General features: G+C 39.8%; 15 protein-coding genes. All 15 read left to right on the top strand.

Features of this window, described 5'->3' with window-relative positions; genetic code table 11:
• The first annotated feature begins 2 nt into the window (after positions 1-2).
• The 15 genes from map to C9914_RS00960 all read left to right on the top strand — a co-directional run bounded on the left by map (position 3) and on the right by C9914_RS00960 (position 18274).
• Entirely contained in the window at positions 3-752 is a 750-nt protein-coding gene (gene map / locus C9914_RS01030) for a type I methionyl aminopeptidase (protein WP_106762833.1), read from the top strand.
• 20 nt (positions 753-772) lie between these two features.
• Positions 773-1033 carry a KOW domain-containing RNA-binding protein gene (locus tag C9914_RS01025; RefSeq protein WP_242972031.1) on the top strand — a complete coding sequence of 87 codons (261 nt, stop codon included), beginning with the start codon at positions 773-775 and terminating at the stop codon, positions 1031-1033.
• A 39-nt stretch (positions 1034-1072) separates the two neighbouring features.
• On the top strand, positions 1073-1291 hold the full coding sequence (infA, locus tag C9914_RS01020; protein WP_022264964.1) for a translation initiation factor IF-1: 219 nt from the start codon (positions 1073-1075) through the stop codon (positions 1289-1291).
• A gap of 32 nt (positions 1292-1323) precedes the next feature.
• Positions 1324-1437 (top strand): 50S ribosomal protein L36, encoded by a 114-nt coding sequence (rpmJ, locus tag C9914_RS01015; protein ID WP_022264963.1) that lies wholly within the window; start codon positions 1324-1326, stop codon positions 1435-1437.
• A 34-nt stretch (positions 1438-1471) separates the two neighbouring features.
• Complete coding sequence (gene rpsM / locus C9914_RS01010) at positions 1472-1840, top strand: 30S ribosomal protein S13 (RefSeq protein ID WP_022264962.1); 369 nt, start codon at positions 1472-1474, stop codon at positions 1838-1840.
• Between the two features lie 19 nt (positions 1841-1859).
• Positions 1860-2264, top strand: a complete 405-nt coding sequence (rpsK, locus tag C9914_RS01005; RefSeq protein WP_022264961.1) for a 30S ribosomal protein S11 — start codon at positions 1860-1862, stop codon at positions 2262-2264.
• A 26-nt stretch (positions 2265-2290) separates the two neighbouring features.
• Entirely contained in the window at positions 2291-2887 is a 597-nt protein-coding gene (gene rpsD / locus C9914_RS01000) for a 30S ribosomal protein S4 (RefSeq protein WP_022264960.1), read from the top strand.
• A 67-nt stretch (positions 2888-2954) separates the two neighbouring features.
• Positions 2955-3908 carry a DNA-directed RNA polymerase subunit alpha gene (locus tag C9914_RS00995; RefSeq protein WP_022264959.1) on the top strand — a complete coding sequence of 318 codons (954 nt, stop codon included), beginning with the start codon at positions 2955-2957 and terminating at the stop codon, positions 3906-3908.
• A 32-nt stretch (positions 3909-3940) separates the two neighbouring features.
• The gene (gene rplQ / locus C9914_RS00990) at positions 3941-4282 is read left to right on the top strand and encodes a 50S ribosomal protein L17 (protein WP_022264958.1); all 342 of its coding nucleotides are present in this window, start codon (positions 3941-3943) and stop codon (positions 4280-4282) included.
• A 358-nt stretch (positions 4283-4640) separates the two neighbouring features.
• Positions 4641-8243, top strand: a complete 3603-nt coding sequence (locus C9914_RS00985) for an alpha-amylase family glycosyl hydrolase (RefSeq protein ID WP_106762831.1) — start codon at positions 4641-4643, stop codon at positions 8241-8243.
• A gap of 172 nt (positions 8244-8415) precedes the next feature.
• On the top strand, positions 8416-10056 hold the full coding sequence (locus C9914_RS00980; protein ID WP_242972030.1) for an alanine/glycine:cation symporter family protein: 1641 nt from the start codon (positions 8416-8418) through the stop codon (positions 10054-10056).
• Between the two features lie 650 nt (positions 10057-10706).
• Positions 10707-15269 (top strand): glutamate synthase large subunit, encoded by a 4563-nt coding sequence (gltB, locus tag C9914_RS00975; protein ID WP_106762829.1) that lies wholly within the window; start codon positions 10707-10709, stop codon positions 15267-15269.
• 13 nt (positions 15270-15282) lie between these two features.
• Complete coding sequence (locus tag C9914_RS00970) at positions 15283-16767, top strand: glutamate synthase subunit beta (protein WP_106762827.1); 1485 nt, start codon at positions 15283-15285, stop codon at positions 16765-16767.
• Between the two features lie 123 nt (positions 16768-16890).
• Positions 16891-17331: an Rrf2 family transcriptional regulator gene (locus tag C9914_RS00965; RefSeq protein WP_022264953.1), complete on the top strand. Its 441-nt coding sequence runs from the start codon at positions 16891-16893 to the stop codon at positions 17329-17331.
• 142 nt (positions 17332-17473) lie between these two features.
• Positions 17474-18274, top strand: a complete 801-nt coding sequence (locus tag C9914_RS00960; RefSeq protein ID WP_022264952.1) for a hypothetical protein — start codon at positions 17474-17476, stop codon at positions 18272-18274.
• Positions 18275-18420: the final 146 nt, after the last annotated feature.

Genomic DNA, 18420 nt, shown 5'->3' with positions numbered 1-18420 from the left:
AAATGGTAGTCCTCAAAACAACTCGTGAAATCTCTGCCATGCGTAATGCGGGCAGAGTTTCTCAAAAAGCCTTGCGATTGGCTGGTGAAGCAGTTGAACCGGGTGTTTCAACACTCGAAATCGACAGGATTGTCCGTAAGTATATCGAGGAACAGGGGGCGACCCCGTCGTTTCTCGGCTACGGCGGATTTCCCGCAAGTGCGTGTATATCTGTTAATAATGTAGTCATCCACGGCATACCAAGCAAGAGTAAAATCTTGAAACAAGGTGATATCGTCAGCATAGATGTTGGTGCTTGCCTTCAGGGTTATCACGGAGACAACGCATGGACTTTTACCTGCGGTGATATTTCTAAGGAAGCTCAGGCCCTACTCGATACAACCCGTGAAGCACTTTTTGAGGGTATCAAAAATGCAATAGCAGGTAATAGAATCGGCGATATCGGAAGCGCGGTACAGAGGTATGTCGAGCCGCGCAGTTACTCGGTGGTACGAGATTTCGTCGGTCACGGAGTAGGTGCGAAGCTGCATGAAGATCCAAGTGTACCAAATTACGGCACACCAGGGCGTGGTGTACGCCTTCTACCTGGTATGACAATAGCCATTGAGCCTATGATAAATGCTGGTGGCCACGAGGTTAAGGTTCTCAGCGATAGATGGACCACCGTCACAGCAGACGGAAGCCTTTCGGCTCATTTTGAGCATACAATCGCAATAACCTCTGATGGACCTGTTATAATGACACTTCCTTGAGAGAAAGGACGATTGTGGTTATGGAATTTCAAAAGGGATTGGTTGTTCGCTCACTTAGCGGACACGATAAGGGTGGTTTCTTCATTATATTAGAGTGTGATTCAAAATTTGCAGTTATCTGCGACGGAAAAAGAAGAACACTTGAAAAGACAAAGAAGAAAAACCTTATACACCTTGCAGTAACTAATATAGTTGCTGATGAGGCTTCAATGCAGACCAACCGTGGAATCAGAAAGTTTCTTTCGGCTTTTAATGCCGATGATAAAGAACAGGCACTCTGAAAAGGGTTTGTCTTATACTGATATGAGGAGGTTATTAAATTGTCAAAGCAGGATGTAATCGAAATCGAAGGTACAGTTAAGGAAGCATTGCCAAACGCTCAGTTTGTAGTAGAACTTCCTAATGGACACACAATTAACGCTCATATATCGGGAAAACTCAGAATGAATTTCATTCGCATACTTCCCGGTGATAAGGTTACAATCGAAATGTCGCCATATGACCTTACTAAGGGTCGCATCACATGGCGAAGCAAGTAATATATATTGTTAACATGAAAGGAAGGATATAAATGAAAGTCAGACCTTCTGTTAAAAAAATTTGCGAAAAGTGCAAGGTAATCAAGCGTAAGGGCAAGATTATGGTTATCTGCGAAAATCCGAAGCATAAGCAGCGTCAGGGTTAATTGACGCTTTGGAATTTATGGAGGTGCTAAAAGTATGGCGCGTATAGCAGGCGTTGACTTACCCAGAGATAAAAGAATAGAAATCGGCCTCACATATATCTATGGTATCGGCCGTAAGACAGCTACAAATATTATCGAAGCCACAGGCATCAACCCTGACACAAGAGTCAGAGACCTCACAGAGGACGATATTTCTAAGCTTCGTGAGTATATCGATCATAACTGCCGCGTTGAGGGTGACCTCAGACGAGACATTGCTTTCGATATTAAGAGACTTATCGAAATCGGTTGCTACCGCGGCGTTCGTCACCGCAAGAGTCTTCCAGTAAGAGGCCAGCGTTCAAAGACAAACGCTCGTACTCGTAAGGGACCACGCAAGACTATGGCGAACAAGAAGAAATAATCTTAGGAGGGAATAATCGATGGCAGTACAAAAGGGTGCTAAGAAGACAGGCGTCCGCAGACGCCGTGAACGCAAGAACATCGAAAAGGGTGCAGCACACATTCAGTCAACCTTCAATAACACTATTGTTACTATATCTGATACACAGGGTAATGCTATTTCTTGGGCAAGTGCCGGCGAGCTCGGCTTCAGAGGCTCAAGAAAGTCTACTCCTTTCGCAGCTCAGTCAGCTGCAGAAACAGCAGCTAAGGTTGCTATGGAGCATGGCATGAAGTCTGTTGAAGTATATGTTAAGGGACCAGGTGCAGGTCGTGAGGCAGCAATCCGTGCTCTTCAGACAGCAGGTCTTGAAGTCAGCATGATTAAAGATGTTACTCCAATCCCACACAATGGTTGCCGTCCTCCTAAGAGAAGACGCGTTTAGTATAAAATTTGGAGGTGTTTAGATAAATGGCAGTTCAGAGAGATCCAGTTTTAAAGAGATGCAGATATTTGGGCATCAGCCCAGCCGTTGTCGGCATCAATAAGGAATCCAAGATGAATCCTAATGCTAATAGCAGAAGAAAGGTTTCTGAATACGGACTCCAGCTCAAAGAGAAGCAGAAGCTCAAGTTCATCTATGGTGTTCTTGAGAAGCAGTTCTATCACTACTATGAAATCGCTTCTAAGATGGAAGGTCAGGCAGGTAATAACCTTATCGTTTGCCTCGAATCCAGACTTGATAATGTTGTTTTCAGAATGGGACTCGCTCTTACAAGAAGAGAGGCAAGACAGCTCGTTAATCACGGTCACTTCCTCGTAAACGGTAAGAGAGTAGATATTCCTTCTTATAGAATTAAGGTTGGCGATGTTATCTCCCTCAGAGATAAGAGCAAGAGCAGCCCTAAGTTCAAGGCTAATGTAGAAGAAACAAACGGAAGAATTGTTCCACTTTGGCTTGAGGTTAACAAAGACGAGTTCTCAGCAAAGGTAACTCGTATGCCAAACATTGAAGATCTTGATTATGATGTAGAAGCTCACCTTATCGTTGAGTTGTACTCCAAGTAATCCGGTCGATTATTGCAGGATGCACTTTTTGGCGGCATATGCCGCTGTCTGTTAAGGAGGTTAGCTAATGATTGAGATAGAAAAGCCACGAATAGACACAGCCGAGCTTACAACGGACGGTACTTTCGGTAAGTTCGTAGTCGAGCCTCTTGAGCGAGGTTTTGGCAACACACTCGGCAATAGCCTTAGAAGAGTTCTTCTTTCTTCTCTCGAAGGTGTTGCTGTAACATCAATTAAGATTGATGGTGTGCTCCACGAATTTTCTACAATTCCCGGAGTTAAAGAGGATGTAACAGAAATCGTTCTCAATATGAAGGGTCTTATAGCTAAGCTTTATTGCAACGGTCCTAAGGTAGTTAATATCTCTGCTGAAGGTCCTTGCAATGTCACAGCTGATTCAATCAAGTGTGATAGCGAAGTTGAAATACTCAACCCTGATATGCACATTGCCACACTCGGCGAGGGAGCTAAACTCAATATGGAGATTACTCTTGATAGAGGTCGTGGATATATTTCTGCCGAGAAAAATAAGGCAAGTATGCCACAAAATGTTATCGGAGTTCTCCCCGTTGATTCTATCTACACACCTGTTCTCAAGGTTAATTATACTGTCGAGAATACTCGTGTAGGTCAAATCACAGACTATGACAAGCTAACGCTCGACGTCTGGACTAACGGAGTTATAAATGCACAAGAGGCAGTTTCGCTTGCAGCGAAGGTTCTCACAGAGCATCTTAATCTTTTCGTAAATCTATCTGATAAGGGTAGCAGTACCGAAATTATGGTAGAAAAAGACGATAAGGGCAAGGAAAAGGTTCTTGAGATGACAATAGAGGAGCTAGACCTTTCGGTTCGTTCCTTTAACTGCTTAAAGCGTGCTGGAATAAATACAGTCGAAGACCTTATCAATAAGTCTGAGGACGATATGATGAAGGTCCGTAACCTTGGACGCAAATCGCTTGAAGAGGTTGTCGAGAAGTTGACAAGTCTCGGTTTCAGTTTACAAAACGAGGAAGAATAATTCTTCAATAAAAGGTAAAGGAGTGAATATCTATGCCAGGTACAAGAAAGCTCGGCAGGGATACTGCCCACAGAACCGCTATGCTCAGAGCAATGGTAACATTCCTCTTTGAGAACGGCAAGATAGAGACAACTGTAACTCGTGCTAAAGAGGTCAGCTCTTTGGCTGAGAAGTTCATTACAATAGCTAAGGAAGATAATCTTCACAATAAGAGACTCGTTCTTTCTTTCATCACAAAGGAAGATGTAGCACAAAAGCTCTTTAAGGAGATTGCTCCTAAGTATGCTGATAAGAACGGTGGATATACAAGAATTACTAAGCTTGGACCACGCCGTGGCGACGCAGCTGAGATGGCTATTATAGAGCTTATCTAATTTTTAATATAACTTATAAGAAATCCTCTGTCGAAAGACAGGGGATTTTTTTGTGCATTTTTATAAGATACAGTTGTTTTGTAAAAATTTGAAATCGTTAGAATATTTACCCAAAAAAATTGCATTTTGTTTGTTTAAAAGAGCGAAATTTGCATTGTAAGGTAAAAACTAACTTTTATTTCTTATTTAGAATTAAATTTGCAATAAAAAAGGTTAAATTATATATGTGAACTGCGCAAAAATTGTGCAGTTATAGTAAGTTTTTATTGGAATTTTACTACAACGGAGGTGGAACTTACTTTAAATAAGCATTTGGTTAATTAAACATTTTGACAAGATTTAAGAAAGAAGGAAAAAAATGACACAAAAAAGCAAATTTGGTGCAAAAATCATCAGTGCAGCTTTATCCTTAGCAATGGTTGCTACGAGCTTCGTTACAGGCTCTATTCCTGCAATGAATTCAGAAGTAAATGCGGCTTCTACTACTGCAAGCTCAACAGAGACTCCATTCTCATGGGATAATGCGACAGTTTACTTCCTACTTACAGACCGTTTCTATAACGGTGACACATCTAATGACCATAGCTACGGCAGAGGTCTTGACCAGGAGGGTAATGAAGTAAGCTATGACCAGTATGCAGCTTTTCAGGGCGGTGACTTTGCTGGTATCACAAAGAAAATCAATGAAGGTTACTTCAATGACCTCGGTGTTAATGCTATTTGGCTTTCTGCTCCATATGAGCAGATTCATGGTTATTGCGTAGGTTGCAACGGAAACAGTTTTGCTCACTACTCATACCACGGCTACTATGTCCTTGACTACACCGAATCTGATGCAAACTTCGGTACAAAGGCAGAGTTCCAAACTTTGGTTGATACAGCTCACGAGCATGGAATCCGTATCGTTATGGATATTGTTATGAACCACTCAGGTTATAACACACTTAAGGATATGGACGAGTTTGGTTTTGGTGCTATAAAGTCAGGCTGGGAATCATACTATTATGCACATCAAAATGTTAATAATACAGATTATCACAGCTATATTGACTATACTGCTGGAGCTGATTTATGGGGCAAATGGTGGGGCTCTGACTGGGTTCGTTGCGGACTCCCTGGCTATAAAGAAGGCGGTGGCGAAATTGAAGGTTCACTCGCAGGCTTGCCTGACTTTAAGACAGGTTCAAGCGATCAAGTAGGACTTCCTGAACTTCTTAAAACAAAGTGGACTAAAGAGGGTACATATGCCGCTAAAGAAAGCAAATATGGCGCTTCAAACACAGTTACAGGTTATCTCTCAGACTGGCTCGCAGAGTGGGTTCGTGACTTTGGTGTTGATGGTTTCCGTTGCGATACTGCTAAGCATGTTGAGCTTTCAGCATGGAAAATACTTAAAACTAAGTGCGTAGCTGCTCTTAAAGAGTGGAAGCAGGAAAATCCAACAAAGAAGCTTGACGACCTTGATTTCTGGATGACAGGTGAATGCTTCGGTCATCAGGTTGGTAAGAGCCCATATTATACAGATGGTGGCTTCGACTCAATGATTAACTTTGAGTTTGCTCCTGCTGTAAATAGCAGTAATATTCCATCTGCAGGTTCTGTTGAAAGCACATATAGCAGATACGCAAGCTCTATCAACAATGACGATAGCTTCAATGTATTGAGCTACATTTCTTCTCATGATACAGTTCTTGCAAAGGGTGACAGAAAGTATGCTGGTTCATTCTTCCTCATGCTTCCAGGTGCTGTTCAGATTTTCTACGGTGATGAAACAAACAGACCTATGGTAAACAGCAGCTTTGCAAATGTTGACCCAGGTGCAGGACATCAATTCAGAGGCTTTATGAACTGGGATTCTATTGATACTGATGTTCTTTCTCACTGGCAGAAGGTTGGTACATTCAGAAATAACCACCTTTCAGTTGGTGCAGGTCAGCACAAGGTTATTTCTTCTTATGATTCTTCAAATGGTTACACATTCTCAAGAACATATAGCAAGAATGATGTAGAAGATAAGATTGTTGCTACACTCTTTGCTCAGGCAAACAAGGATATTACTATTGATGTTTCCTCAGTATGGGGCGATGGTACAGTTATCACAAACTGGTATGATGATACAACATGCGTAGTTTCTGGTGGTAAGGTTACATTTAATTCAGGTGATAACGGCACAATACTTCTCCAAGAGCCACAGGGCGCTAAGGGCAAGGTTATTGTTAAGCATATCAACCAAGATAATGGCGAAGTTCTCAAGACTCAGACAATGGTAGGTCTTATCGGTGAATCTTACACAGTTTCTGCTGATGCTGAGCTTACAAAAACATATGACCTTGTAAAAACAGTAGGTTCTACATCTGGCACATATTCAGAAACAGATGCAGCGGTTACTTTCTATTATCATCTTGATGCTTCAAAGTTTGGTACAGTTTCAGTTTCTTATGTAGACGCTTCAACTGGTGCTGCTCTTGCAGATGCTACAACAATGACAGGCAAGATTGGTGCAACATATTCCGCAACTCCTAAGACTATCAAAAACTATGAGGTTGACCTCACACAAACAAGCAATGCAACAGGTACATATAAGTCTGGCAATATTAGTGTTGTATTCAAGTATAACTATGTAGAGCCTACAAATCTTCAAATTCACTACTACAATGCTAAAAACTGGTCATCTGTATATATGTATACATATACAGAAGAGGGTAAAGCAGCTACTGAGTATAATGGTAAGTGGCCTGGAACTCAGATGACAGCAGAGGGTGATGGTTGGTTCGTTGGTGAAGCAGCAGATACAGAATCCGCAATGGTTATCTTCAATAACGGTTCAGGTGTTCAGGAGCCATCAGCTGGTGCTAAGGGCTACGAATCAACAGGAGAAGTTTGGATTAAAAATGCAAAGGTTTATCCAACAGGTAAGGTAAATGTTGTTTACACAAGCAATGACGGTAAGGTTCTTGCTCAGGAAACACTCAAGGGTATGGTTGACGGTACTAATAAGTACACAACAACAGCTAAGACTTTTGACGGCTATACACTTTCTTCTACTCCAGCAAACGCATCTGGCGTTTATACATCAGATACAATAACTGTAAGCTATGTTTATAAGAGTGATGCTCCAACAAAGCTTGTAAACAACTCAACAATCAGTGCAACTGCTATCACAAAAGGACAGACAGTTACAATGACAGCTTCAGCAACAGGTGGCGCAGCTCCTTATAAGTATAGATATTTCTGCAAGCCAGAGGGTGCTTCAGGCTGGACAGCTCTCACAGGCACAACAACAGAAACAAGCTATACACATAAGCCAGCTCGTGCAATCAGCTATGAGTATGCTGTTAAGATTGCAGATGCAAAGGGTAAAACAAGCACAAAGTATTTCACAATTAAGGTAAGTGCAGCTGCAACACTTAAAAATGCTTCAACAATCAGCGCAACTGCTATCACAAAGGGACAGACAGTTACAATGACAGCAAAGGCAACAGGTGGCACAGCTCCTTATAAGTATAAATATTTCTGCAAGCCAGAGGGTGCTTCAGGTTGGACAGCTCTCACAAGAACAACAACAGCTACAAGCTTCACACATAAGCCAGCTCGTGCAATCAGCTATCAGTATGCTGTTAAGATTGCAGATTCAAAGGGTAAGACAAGCACAAAGTATTTCACAATTAAGGTAAGTGCAGCTGCAACTCTTACAAATGCTTCAACAATCAGTGCAACTGCTATCACAAAAGGACAGACAGTTACAATGACAGCTAAGGCAACAGGTGGCACAGCTCCTTATAAGTATAAGTATTTCTGCAAGCCACAGACAAACCTTAATTGGACAGCTCTCACAGGCACAACAACAGCTACAAGCTTCACACATAAGCCAGCTCGTGCAATCAGCTATCAGTATGCTGTTAAGATTGCAGACTCAACAGGCAAGACTGTTACAAAGTATTTTACAGTTAATGTAAAATAATGTAATTAACTAAACAGTAGGCAAATATAATCCCCAATTATCAGAAATTACCTGATAATTGGGGATTTCTTTTTTTTAGAAACATTGTTTTTTTTGCTTAATTATGTTAAAATTTTATTGTATTTGTAAAATTTATGACAGCTTTGCATAAATTTGGAATAGGGAGAGTAATATGAAGAAAAAAATTGGTTTATTAGCAATGGCGAGCCTGCTTTTAATGACATTGAGCGGTTGCAGTCAAGACAAAAGTTTTTTTGATAATGTCTCAGAAATTAATGATATAATAAATGATTTTGTCTGGATGAAAATAGGTCTTTATTTGCTTTTAGGAACAGGCATTATAATGACCTTAGTTAATAAATTCTTTCAGATTACACATATTAAGCATTGGATGAAAATGACTATTGGAAAAATGTTCCATAAGAGCGTAAAGGGACATTCTCATCATGATAAGGCATCAATTACACAGTTTCAAGCATTATGTACAGCTCTTGCGGCAACTGTTGGAGTAGGTAATATCGCAGGCGTTGCATCTGCGATAGTTTCTGGCGGTCCTGGTGCGGTATTCTGGATGTGGATAGCAGCTATAGTAGGTATGATGACCAGCTATTCCGAAAATGTGCTTGGTATCTATTATAGAAAGAAAAATGCTGATGGAGAATGGTCTGGCGGAGCAATGTACTATCTTCGTGACGGACTTGGTGCTAAGAAAAACTGCAAGACTTTAGGAAAAGTTCTTGCAATACTTTTTGCAATATTCACTATTTTTGCTTCGTTTGGTATAGGAAATATGGGACAGGTAAATAAGATAGTTGCAAACCTTGAAGGTGCATTTAAGATAGAGGCTCTCTCAAATATAAGTATTCTTGGCACTGATTTATATAAGATTATCATTGGCTTGGTAATTATGATTATTGCTGGCTTGATTATTATAGGTGGAATTAAGCGTATCGCAATTTTTGCTGAAAAAGTAGTTCCATTTATGGTTTGTTTCTTTATAGTTGCTTCTCTTATAGTTATAGGAGTTAATTACTCACAAATAGGAAATGCTTTTACTGCCATATTTAAATTTGCGTTCAGCCCTAATGCAGCGTGGGGTGGAGCTGTTGGTTTGACAATTTCTCAAGTCATTACACTTGGTTTTAAGCGTGGAGTTTTCTCAAATGAAGCAGGTCTCGGTTCATCTGTTATGGTTAATTCAAATTCTAATGTTCAAGAGCCTGCAAGACAAGGCTTCTGGGGAATATTTGAAGTTTTTGTTGATACAATTATCGTATGCACAATGACAGCACTTGTAATTTTAACATCAGGAGTAATTGAACTTAATACAGGCAAGCTTGCAGAGGGAACAACAGGCGATGCAACACTTGTTGCAAAAGCATTTGATAGCGTATTTTCAATAGGTGGTATAAATATAGGGAGTATGTTTATTGCTATTGCTATTTTCCTTTTTGCGTTTACAACCGTTCTTGGATGGTCACATTATGGCACAAAGGCATGGGAATTTCTTTTCGGTGTAAAATCAACCTTTGCATATAGGATATTCTTTGTTCTTATAATTATCTTTGGTGCGGTTATGACATCATCACTTGCTTGGGATATATCTGATACATTCAATGGAATGATGATGATACCTAACCTCGTAGGTGTTATCGTACTTTCACCAGCTGTATATAAAATTACCAAGAATTATAAGGATAGAGTTTTAAAGCATAAGGATATAAAACCAATGCTTTCTAATGACCCAGAGATACAGAAGGAACAAGAGGAAATATTAAAGTGTGTCACAGAGATAGAGTTGAAAAATAAATAAAACCTTTGTAGCTTATGTAGTTTCACTTGAGCCTTTGATGGTTTTTAAGACCGAAATCCTTAACATATCTTACTTTTGAGCGACGGATTTTATCCGTCGCCATTTTATTTGGTCAGCAATATTAGTGATTTAGTGCGAGCAAAGTCCGAATTTAAGGTGTAAAGAATTTTAAAGGCATTGCACATTTAAAATCCACGAGGGACTCCTTCCCTCGACACTGCAGGCTTTATTTAAAAGCTTGAGCAAAACTTTGTGGCGAGTTGTCGCTTCTAAGACGCATAATCGGTTTTGCTTAGACAGTTTATTGACGCAAATTAATACTTTAGCAATGAATTACCGAATCAACAAGAAGAACTTTAAAGGCTTATTAAACGGTTTGTCACTTGAAATAAAAAGAAAAATTCTTGCAAAAAAATTGTTGAAATTTTATGAAACTATCATATACTAACTGGAATTATGAATTTTAATAAAAAAATATTGCATAAAAGCTTGACAAACAAGAATATATATGATATTCTAAACGAGTAAATGAGTATTGGGAATAATGGCGTTCACCAATTTGGGCTCATTCCGCACAAAATGGGGAATGGGCTCTAATGGTGGACGCATTTTTTGACCTATAAATTAACTGTAAAGGAGAATTACTTCTGATGGATAATTTCAGAAATCAGGAACCTTTCGCAAAACAGGGACTTTATGACCCCCGTTTTGAGCATGATAACTGCGGTATAGGTTCCGTAGTCAATATCAATGGTATAAAATCTCGTCAGGTTGTAGACAATGCTTTGAGCATTGTTGAAACTCTCGAACACAGAGCTGGTAAAGATGCAGAGGGCAAGACTGGTGACGGTGTTGGTATTCTCTTGCAGGTTTCACACGAATTCTTTAAGACCGAAACAGCTAAGCTTGGTTTTGACATTGGTGAAGAAAGAGATTACGGTGTCGGAATGTTTTTCTTCCCACAAAATAACCTAAAAAGAATGCAGGCTATGAAGCTTTTTGAAATCGTTATAGAAAAAGAGGGCATGGAGTTCCTCGGCTGGAGAGAAGTTCCTACAAATCCTTCTGTTATCGGTCAAAAAGCTCTCGATAGTATGCCATACATTATGCAGGGCTTTGTTAAGCGTCCTGAAAATGTAGAAAAGGGTCTCCCTTTTGATAGAAAGCTCTATGTTGCTCGTAGAGTTTTTGAGCAGAGCAACGAGGAAACTTATGTTGTTTCACTCTCAAGCAGAACTATCGTTTATAAGGGTATGTTCCTTGTTAAAGAACTTCGTCAGTTCTTCTATGACCTTCAGAGCGAAAAGTATACTTCAGCTATTGCGACTGTTCATAGCCGTTTTAGTACAAATACAAATCCAAGCTGGCAGAAGGCTCACCCAAACCGTATAATCGTTCATAATGGTGAAATTAATACTATCACAGGTAACGCCGACAGAATGCTTGCAAGAGAAGATTCAATCTCAAGCGACATTTTCAAGGACGATATTGATAAGGTTTTTCCGATTGTTGATACAAACGGTTCCGACTCTGCTCGCCTCGATAACTCTCTTGAATTTATGATGATGGCTGGTATCCCGCTTCCGCTTGCAGTTATGATTACAATTCCTGAGCCTTGGGAAAACAGCAAGACAATTTCAAACACAAGAAGAGATTTCTATCAATACTACGCAACAATGATGGAGCCTTGGGACGGTCCTGCATCAATTATCTTTTCTGATGGCGATATAGTTGGTGCGGTTCTAGATAGAAACGGTCTTAGACCATCAAGATATTATATTACAACAGACGGTTTCCTCGTACTTTCATCAGAGGTTGGCTGTATAGATATTCCACCTGAAAAGGTTCTTGTAAAAGAGCGTTTGCGTCCTGGTAAGATGCTCCTTGTTGATACAACAAAGGGTAAGCTTATTGACGATACTGATATTAAGGACTACTATTCGCATAGACAGCCTTATGGTGAATGGCTTGATAACAACCTCGTTCACCTCAAGGATTTGAAGATTCCTAATAAGAATGTTATCCACTTTGATGATGAACAGCTTGTAAGACTTCAAAAGGCTTTCGGTTACACATATGAGGAAATCAGAACAAGTATTCTTCCTATGGCTAAAAATGGCACAGAGCCTATTGCGGCTATGGGTGCAGATGTACCAATTCCTCCACTTGCAGATGAAAAGGCTCCTCTTTTCAACTACTTTAAGCAGCTTTTCGCACAGGTTACAAACCCACCGTTTGACGCAATTCGTGAGGAGATAGTTACTGATACAAGCGTTTATATCGGTTCTGATGGTAATATTCTTGATGAAAAGCCTGAAAACTGTCATGTCCTTAAAATTCATAATCCTATCTTGACAAACACTGATATGCTCAAGATTAAGAATATGAATGTTCCGGGAATTAAGCCGGCAGTTATTCCTTTAACATATTATAAGAATACAAACCTTGCTAAGGCTATTGACCAGCTTTTCTTAAAGGCTGATAAAGCTTATAAAGACGGTGCAAATATTCTTATTCTTTCAGATAGAGGCGTTGACGAATACCATGTTGCTATTCCGTCATTGCTTGCAGTTTCAGCACTTCAGCAGCATCTCGTTTCTACAAAGAAGAGAACCTCTGTTTCTATGCTCCTTGAAAGTGCAGAGCCTTGCGAAATTCACCATTTCGCAACACTTCTTGGTTATGGTGCTTGTGCTATTAACCCATATCTCGCACAGGAAACTATCCGTAATCTTGTTGATACAGGTGCTTTGGATAAGGACTATTATGCGGCTGTATATGACTATAATTCAGCAGTTCTTCACGGTATTGTAAAGATTGCTTCTAAGATGGGTATTTCTACAATTCGTTCTTATCTTGGTTCTAAAATTTTTGAGGCTATCGGTATTTCTAAAGAGGTTATCGACAAATACTTCACAAATACAGTAAGCCGTGTAGGCGGTATTACTCTTGATGATATAAGCAAGCGTTCAGAGAAGCTTCATTCCGCAGCATATGACCCACTTGGACTTAATGTTCTTCTTGAAGTAAATAGTGCGGGCAGTCATAAGCTTAGAAGTGGCAAGGAAGAGCATCTCTATAATCCTGAAACTATACATCTTCTTCAAGAGTCTACAAGAACCTGCAACTATGATATGTTTAAGCAGTATTCTGAGGCTATCAACAAAGAAGACAGACATATGAATCTCAGAAGCTTGCTTGACTTCAACTTCCCAGAAGATGGTGGAATTTCTATTGATGAAGTAGAGAGCGTTGAGAGCATTTGCCACCGCTTTAAGACTGGTGCTATGTCTTACGGTTCAATCTCACAAGAGGCTCACGAAACAATGGCTATCGCTATGAATACTATCGGCGGTAAGTCTAACTCTGGCGAGGGCGGTGAAGATGTTGAGCGTCTTACAATCGGTAAGGACGGTCTTAACCGCTGTTCTGCAATTAAGCAGGTTGCTTCTGGTCGTTTCGGCGTAACTTCTGAATATCTTGTAAGTGCTCAGGAAATTCAGATTAAGATGGCACAGGGTGCTAAGCCTGGTGAGGGTGGACATCTTCCTGGTAAGAAGGTTTATCCTTGGGTTGCTAAGACAAGACATTCAACCCCTGGTGTTGGTCTTATTTCTCCGCCACCACATCACGATATTTATTCTATCGAGGACCTTGCACAGCTTATCTATGACCTTAAAAATGCAAACAAGAATGCAAGAATCTCTGTAAAGCTTGTTTCTGAGGCTGGTGTAGGTACAATCGCAGCCGGTGTTGCTAAGGCAGGCGCAGGAGTTGTATTGATTTCCGGTTATGACGGCGGTACTGGTGCTGCTCCGAGAAACTCAATCTATAATGCAGGTCTTCCATGGGAGCTTGGTTTGGCTGAAACTCATCAGACTCTTATTATGAACGGCTTGCGTTCTAAGGTTGTTATTGAAACAGATGGTAAGCTTATGACAGGTCGTGATGTTCTCGTTGCAGCACTTCTTGGTGCAGAGGAATACGGCTTTGCTACTGCTCCGCTTGTCACAATGGGCTGTGTAATGATGAGAGTATGTAATCTCGATACATGTCCTGTTGGTATAGCAACTCAGAATCCTGAACTTAGAAAGAGATTTAAGGGCAAGCCTGAATATGTCATAAACTTTATGCACTTTATCGCACAGGAACTCAGAGAGTATATGGCTAAGCTGGGTATAAGAACTGTTGATGAGCTTGTTGGCCGTTCCGACCTCCTAAGAGTAAAGGAAACTGAGGGTGGCTCTAAGGAAAGCAAGATTGATATGACAAATATTCTCCGTAATCCTTATGTTGGAGAAGATGTTCCAAGAATATTCAATCCTGCTGATAAGTATGATTTTGAGCTTGAAAAGACAATAGATGAAAAGGTTATTATGAAGAAGCTCGGTTCTGCTCTTAAAAATAAGACCAAGAAATCTATTGATATTGATATTACAAATACAGACCGTTCAGTTGGTACAATTTTTGGTTCAGAGATTACAAAACGCTATCACGATAATACTCTTGATGATGATTTCTTCGTTGTAAGATGTCATGGTGCGGGTGGTCAGAGCTTTGGTGCATTTATTCCAAAGGGTTTAACACTTGAACTTGAAGGCGATAGCAACGATTACTTCGGTAAGGGTCTTTCCGGTGGTAAGCTTAAGGTTTATCCTCCAAAGGGTTCTAACTTCAAAAGAGATGAAAATATCATTATCGGTAATGTCGCACTTTACGGTGCAACAAGTGGTAAGGCATTTATCAGCGGTGTTGCTGGTGAACGTTTCTGCGTAAGAAATTCAGGTGCAATCGCTGTTGCTGAGGGTGTCGGCGACCACGGCTGTGAATATATGACTGGTGGTAGAGTTGTTATTCTCGGAAAAACTGGCAAAAACTTTGCCGCAGGTATGAGTGGCGGTATTGCTTATGTTCTTGATGAGGATTCCGACCTCTATATGAAGATGAATAAGGAACTTGTTTCTATCGGCGGTGTTAAGGATAAGTATGACATTGCAGAGCTTAGAGATATTATTCAACAGCATGTTGATGCGACTGGTTCTCCTAAGGGCAAGGAAATACTCGATAACTTCGAGTATTATCTGCCTAAGTTCAAGAAGATTCTTCCAAATGATTATGCTAAGATGATGCAGGCTATCTTCGTTCTTGAAGAAAAGGGTATGAGCCCTGAGCAAGCAAAAATCGAAGCATTCTATATGACAACTAAAAAGTAAGGAGGCGGACAAAATGGCTAAACCAACAGGTTTTATGGAATTTGAAAGAAAAAATAACAAAGGTTCAGAGCCTTCAGAGAGAATAAAGAATTTTAACGAATTTCATACACCTATGCAGGCTGAAGAACGACAGAAGCAGGCTGCAAGATGTATGGACTGCGGTGTACCGTTTTGTCAGAACGGCAGGCCGATTATGGGTATGGTTTCGGGCTGTCCGCTCAACAATCTTATCCCAGAGTGGAATGAGCTGGTATATACAGGTGAATTTGATGCGGCTGCTCATCGTCTTTTGATGACAAATAACTTTCCGGAGTTTACTTCAAGAGTTTGTCCTGCACTTTGTGAGGCAGCTTGTACTTGTGGACTTAATGGCTTGCCAGTAAGCGTTAAGGAAAATGAAAACTTCATTATCGAAAACGCTTTTGAAACTGGTATGATTAAGCCTAATCCTCCGAAAGTCAGAACAGGCAAGAGAGTTGCTGTTATTGGTTCAGGTCCTTCTGGCCTTGCTTGTGCGGCTCAACTTAATATGAGAGGTCACAGCGTTACTGTATACGAAAAGGACGACCGTCTTGGCGGACTTCTTATGTATGGTATCCCTAATATGAAGCTTGAAAAGCATATTATCGAAAGACGAATAGAGCTTATGAAGGCAGAGGGAGTTAATTTCGTAACAAACGCAAATGTAGGCGAAAATTACGATGCTAATTCAATTCTCAATGATTACGATGCTGTCGTTCTTGCTTGTGGTGCAGGAAATCCTCGTGATATAAATGTTTCTGGAAGAGATGCAAACGGAATCTACTTTGCGGTTGACTTCCTTACATCAACAACAAAAAGTCTTTTAAATTCTAATCTTGAGGACGGAAATTATATTTCTGCAAAAGATAAGAATGTTATAATTATCGGTGGCGGTGATACAGGTAACGACTGCGTTGGCACATCTATCCGTCATGGCTGTAAGTCTGTTATTCAGCTTGAAATGATGCCTAAGCTCCCTGATAGCAGAGCAGAGAATAACCCTTGGCCTGAATGGCCTCGCATCTGTAAGACAGACTACGGTCAACAGGAGGCTATTACTGTATTTGGCTCAGACCCAAGACGCTATCAGACAACTGTTAAGGAATTTGTCAAGGACGAGGGCGGTAATCTCAAGGGTGTTGTTATTGTTAATGTTCATTTCGTCAAGGACGAGAATGGCAGAAATGTTATGCAGACAGTTGAAGGCTCAGAGCAATATCTTGAGGCAGAGCTTGTACTTATTGCAGCAGGCTTCTTAGGTCCTAAGGGATATATTGCAGATGCTTTTGGCGTTGAAACTAATGCAAGAAGCAATGTTGCAACTGAGGCTGGCAAGTTTAAGACAAATGTTGAAAAGGTATTCACAGCAGGAGATATGCACAGAGGACAATCTCTTGTTGTATGGGCTATCAGAGAGGGCAGAGATGCTGCCGCTGATGTAGACGAGTATCTTATGGGCTATGCGGGCTTAAAGTAATATATAAAATTAAGAAATGCGAATCTCAAAACGAGGTTCGCATTTTTATTTTTAAAGCTAAATTGACACTTAATATATGTGAGTGATATAATTACTTCAAGAAATTTGATAAGGAGATTTTTTATGCAGATTTCAAGCAGACTTACAATAGCTGTACATATTTTAGATTGTATAGATACATTTAAAGATAGCTATAAACTAACAAGCGATTTCCTTGCAGGAAGCGTTAATGTTAATCCTGTTATAATAAGAAGAATATTGCAACAACTTAAAGCCGCAGGAATTGTGAATGTTGCTCGTGGAAGTGGTGGTGCAGAAATTGCAAAGCCTCTTGATGAGATAACTTTGCTTGATATTTATAATGCTGTTGAATGTGTAGATAATGGTGAGCTTTTTCATTTTCACGAGAATCCGAACCCAAATTGTCCTGTGGGTAGAAATATTCATAATGCTCTTGATGAAAAACTTGAAAGAGTACAAAGGGCTATGGAAAAAGAAATGAAAAATATTACCTTAGCTGAAATAATTTCTGATACACAAAAATTTATAAGAGAAGAAAATTAATTGACTTCCGTATCCAAGAGGGTGCGGAAATTTTTTTTAAAAAAAATAGTTGTAACCATTGACATTACAACGATGATGTGATATATTCTAATTGTAATAAAGATAGTTACAACACAAATAACTATTACGGAGGTAATTTAATATGAAAAAGGAAAATTGTAAGACAACTGCTTTAAACAAGGGTGTAGTTAGCGAATATGATTTTGGTGCAGTTAAGCTTTATGCTTATAAAACAAATGACCTTATAGATGATGAGGTTTTTATTCTTGTAAAAAATGGAAAGGGCGTTTGCATAGAACTTCCTTGCTTCTATGATAACATTGAAGAGCTTACTGCTTTTATCAAAGAAAATAACATTGAGCTTGTCGGAAAGATGGTCGCTTATCACGCTGCTGGTGCAAGCTTTATGCCTGAGGTTACTGCCTATGGTACTAAATCATCATTAGAGTATAATAGTGTCGGAGGTGGTGCAGGTCTTATCAAAAACTTTACAAATGCTTTTGGTGAGATATTTGATTCATCTGTTTGCAAGGCAGGGCTTATCGAAGATGGAGAGTTTGAGATTGCTGGCATTAAGCTTAATATTAAATCTAATGCCGAGGCATATGATATAGAAATTCCTGAAATTAACTGTGTTTATACTCATATGCTTGGTCATGACTGCCACTCTATTGTAGCAGGTTGCCCACACGCAGATGGAATTATTTCTCAGCTTAATTACTATATTCGCAAGGGCTTTGACCTCGTCTTGACTTCTCACTATACACCAGAAGATTTGAAAGATGTCAGAACTAAGGTAGATTATCTTAATAATATAAAGGAAATCGCTCTTGAGTGTGATAACGCTGATGAAATGAAGAAAAAGGTCAATGAGAAATATCCCGAATATAGTGGTCTTAACTACCTTGATATGACTGTAAATTTCTTCTTCCCAGCAAAATAATTAGTTTGTAATTTGAAATAATCTATAAAATTTATAGGTTTTTGAAATTTCAGCATAGAAAACAAAAATAACTTCCCCTAACTGACTTAATCGCTGAAAAGCCTTCGATTTGCATAAAAATTTATAGGAAGTTTTATGCAGAATTA

This window comes from Pseudoruminococcus massiliensis, from assembly GCF_900291955.1.
GTDB lineage: Bacteria > Bacillota > Clostridia > Oscillospirales > Acutalibacteraceae > Pseudoruminococcus > Pseudoruminococcus massiliensis.
Note: the sequence above shows the minus strand (reverse complement) of the source record. Positions and strands in the feature narration are given on the sequence as shown.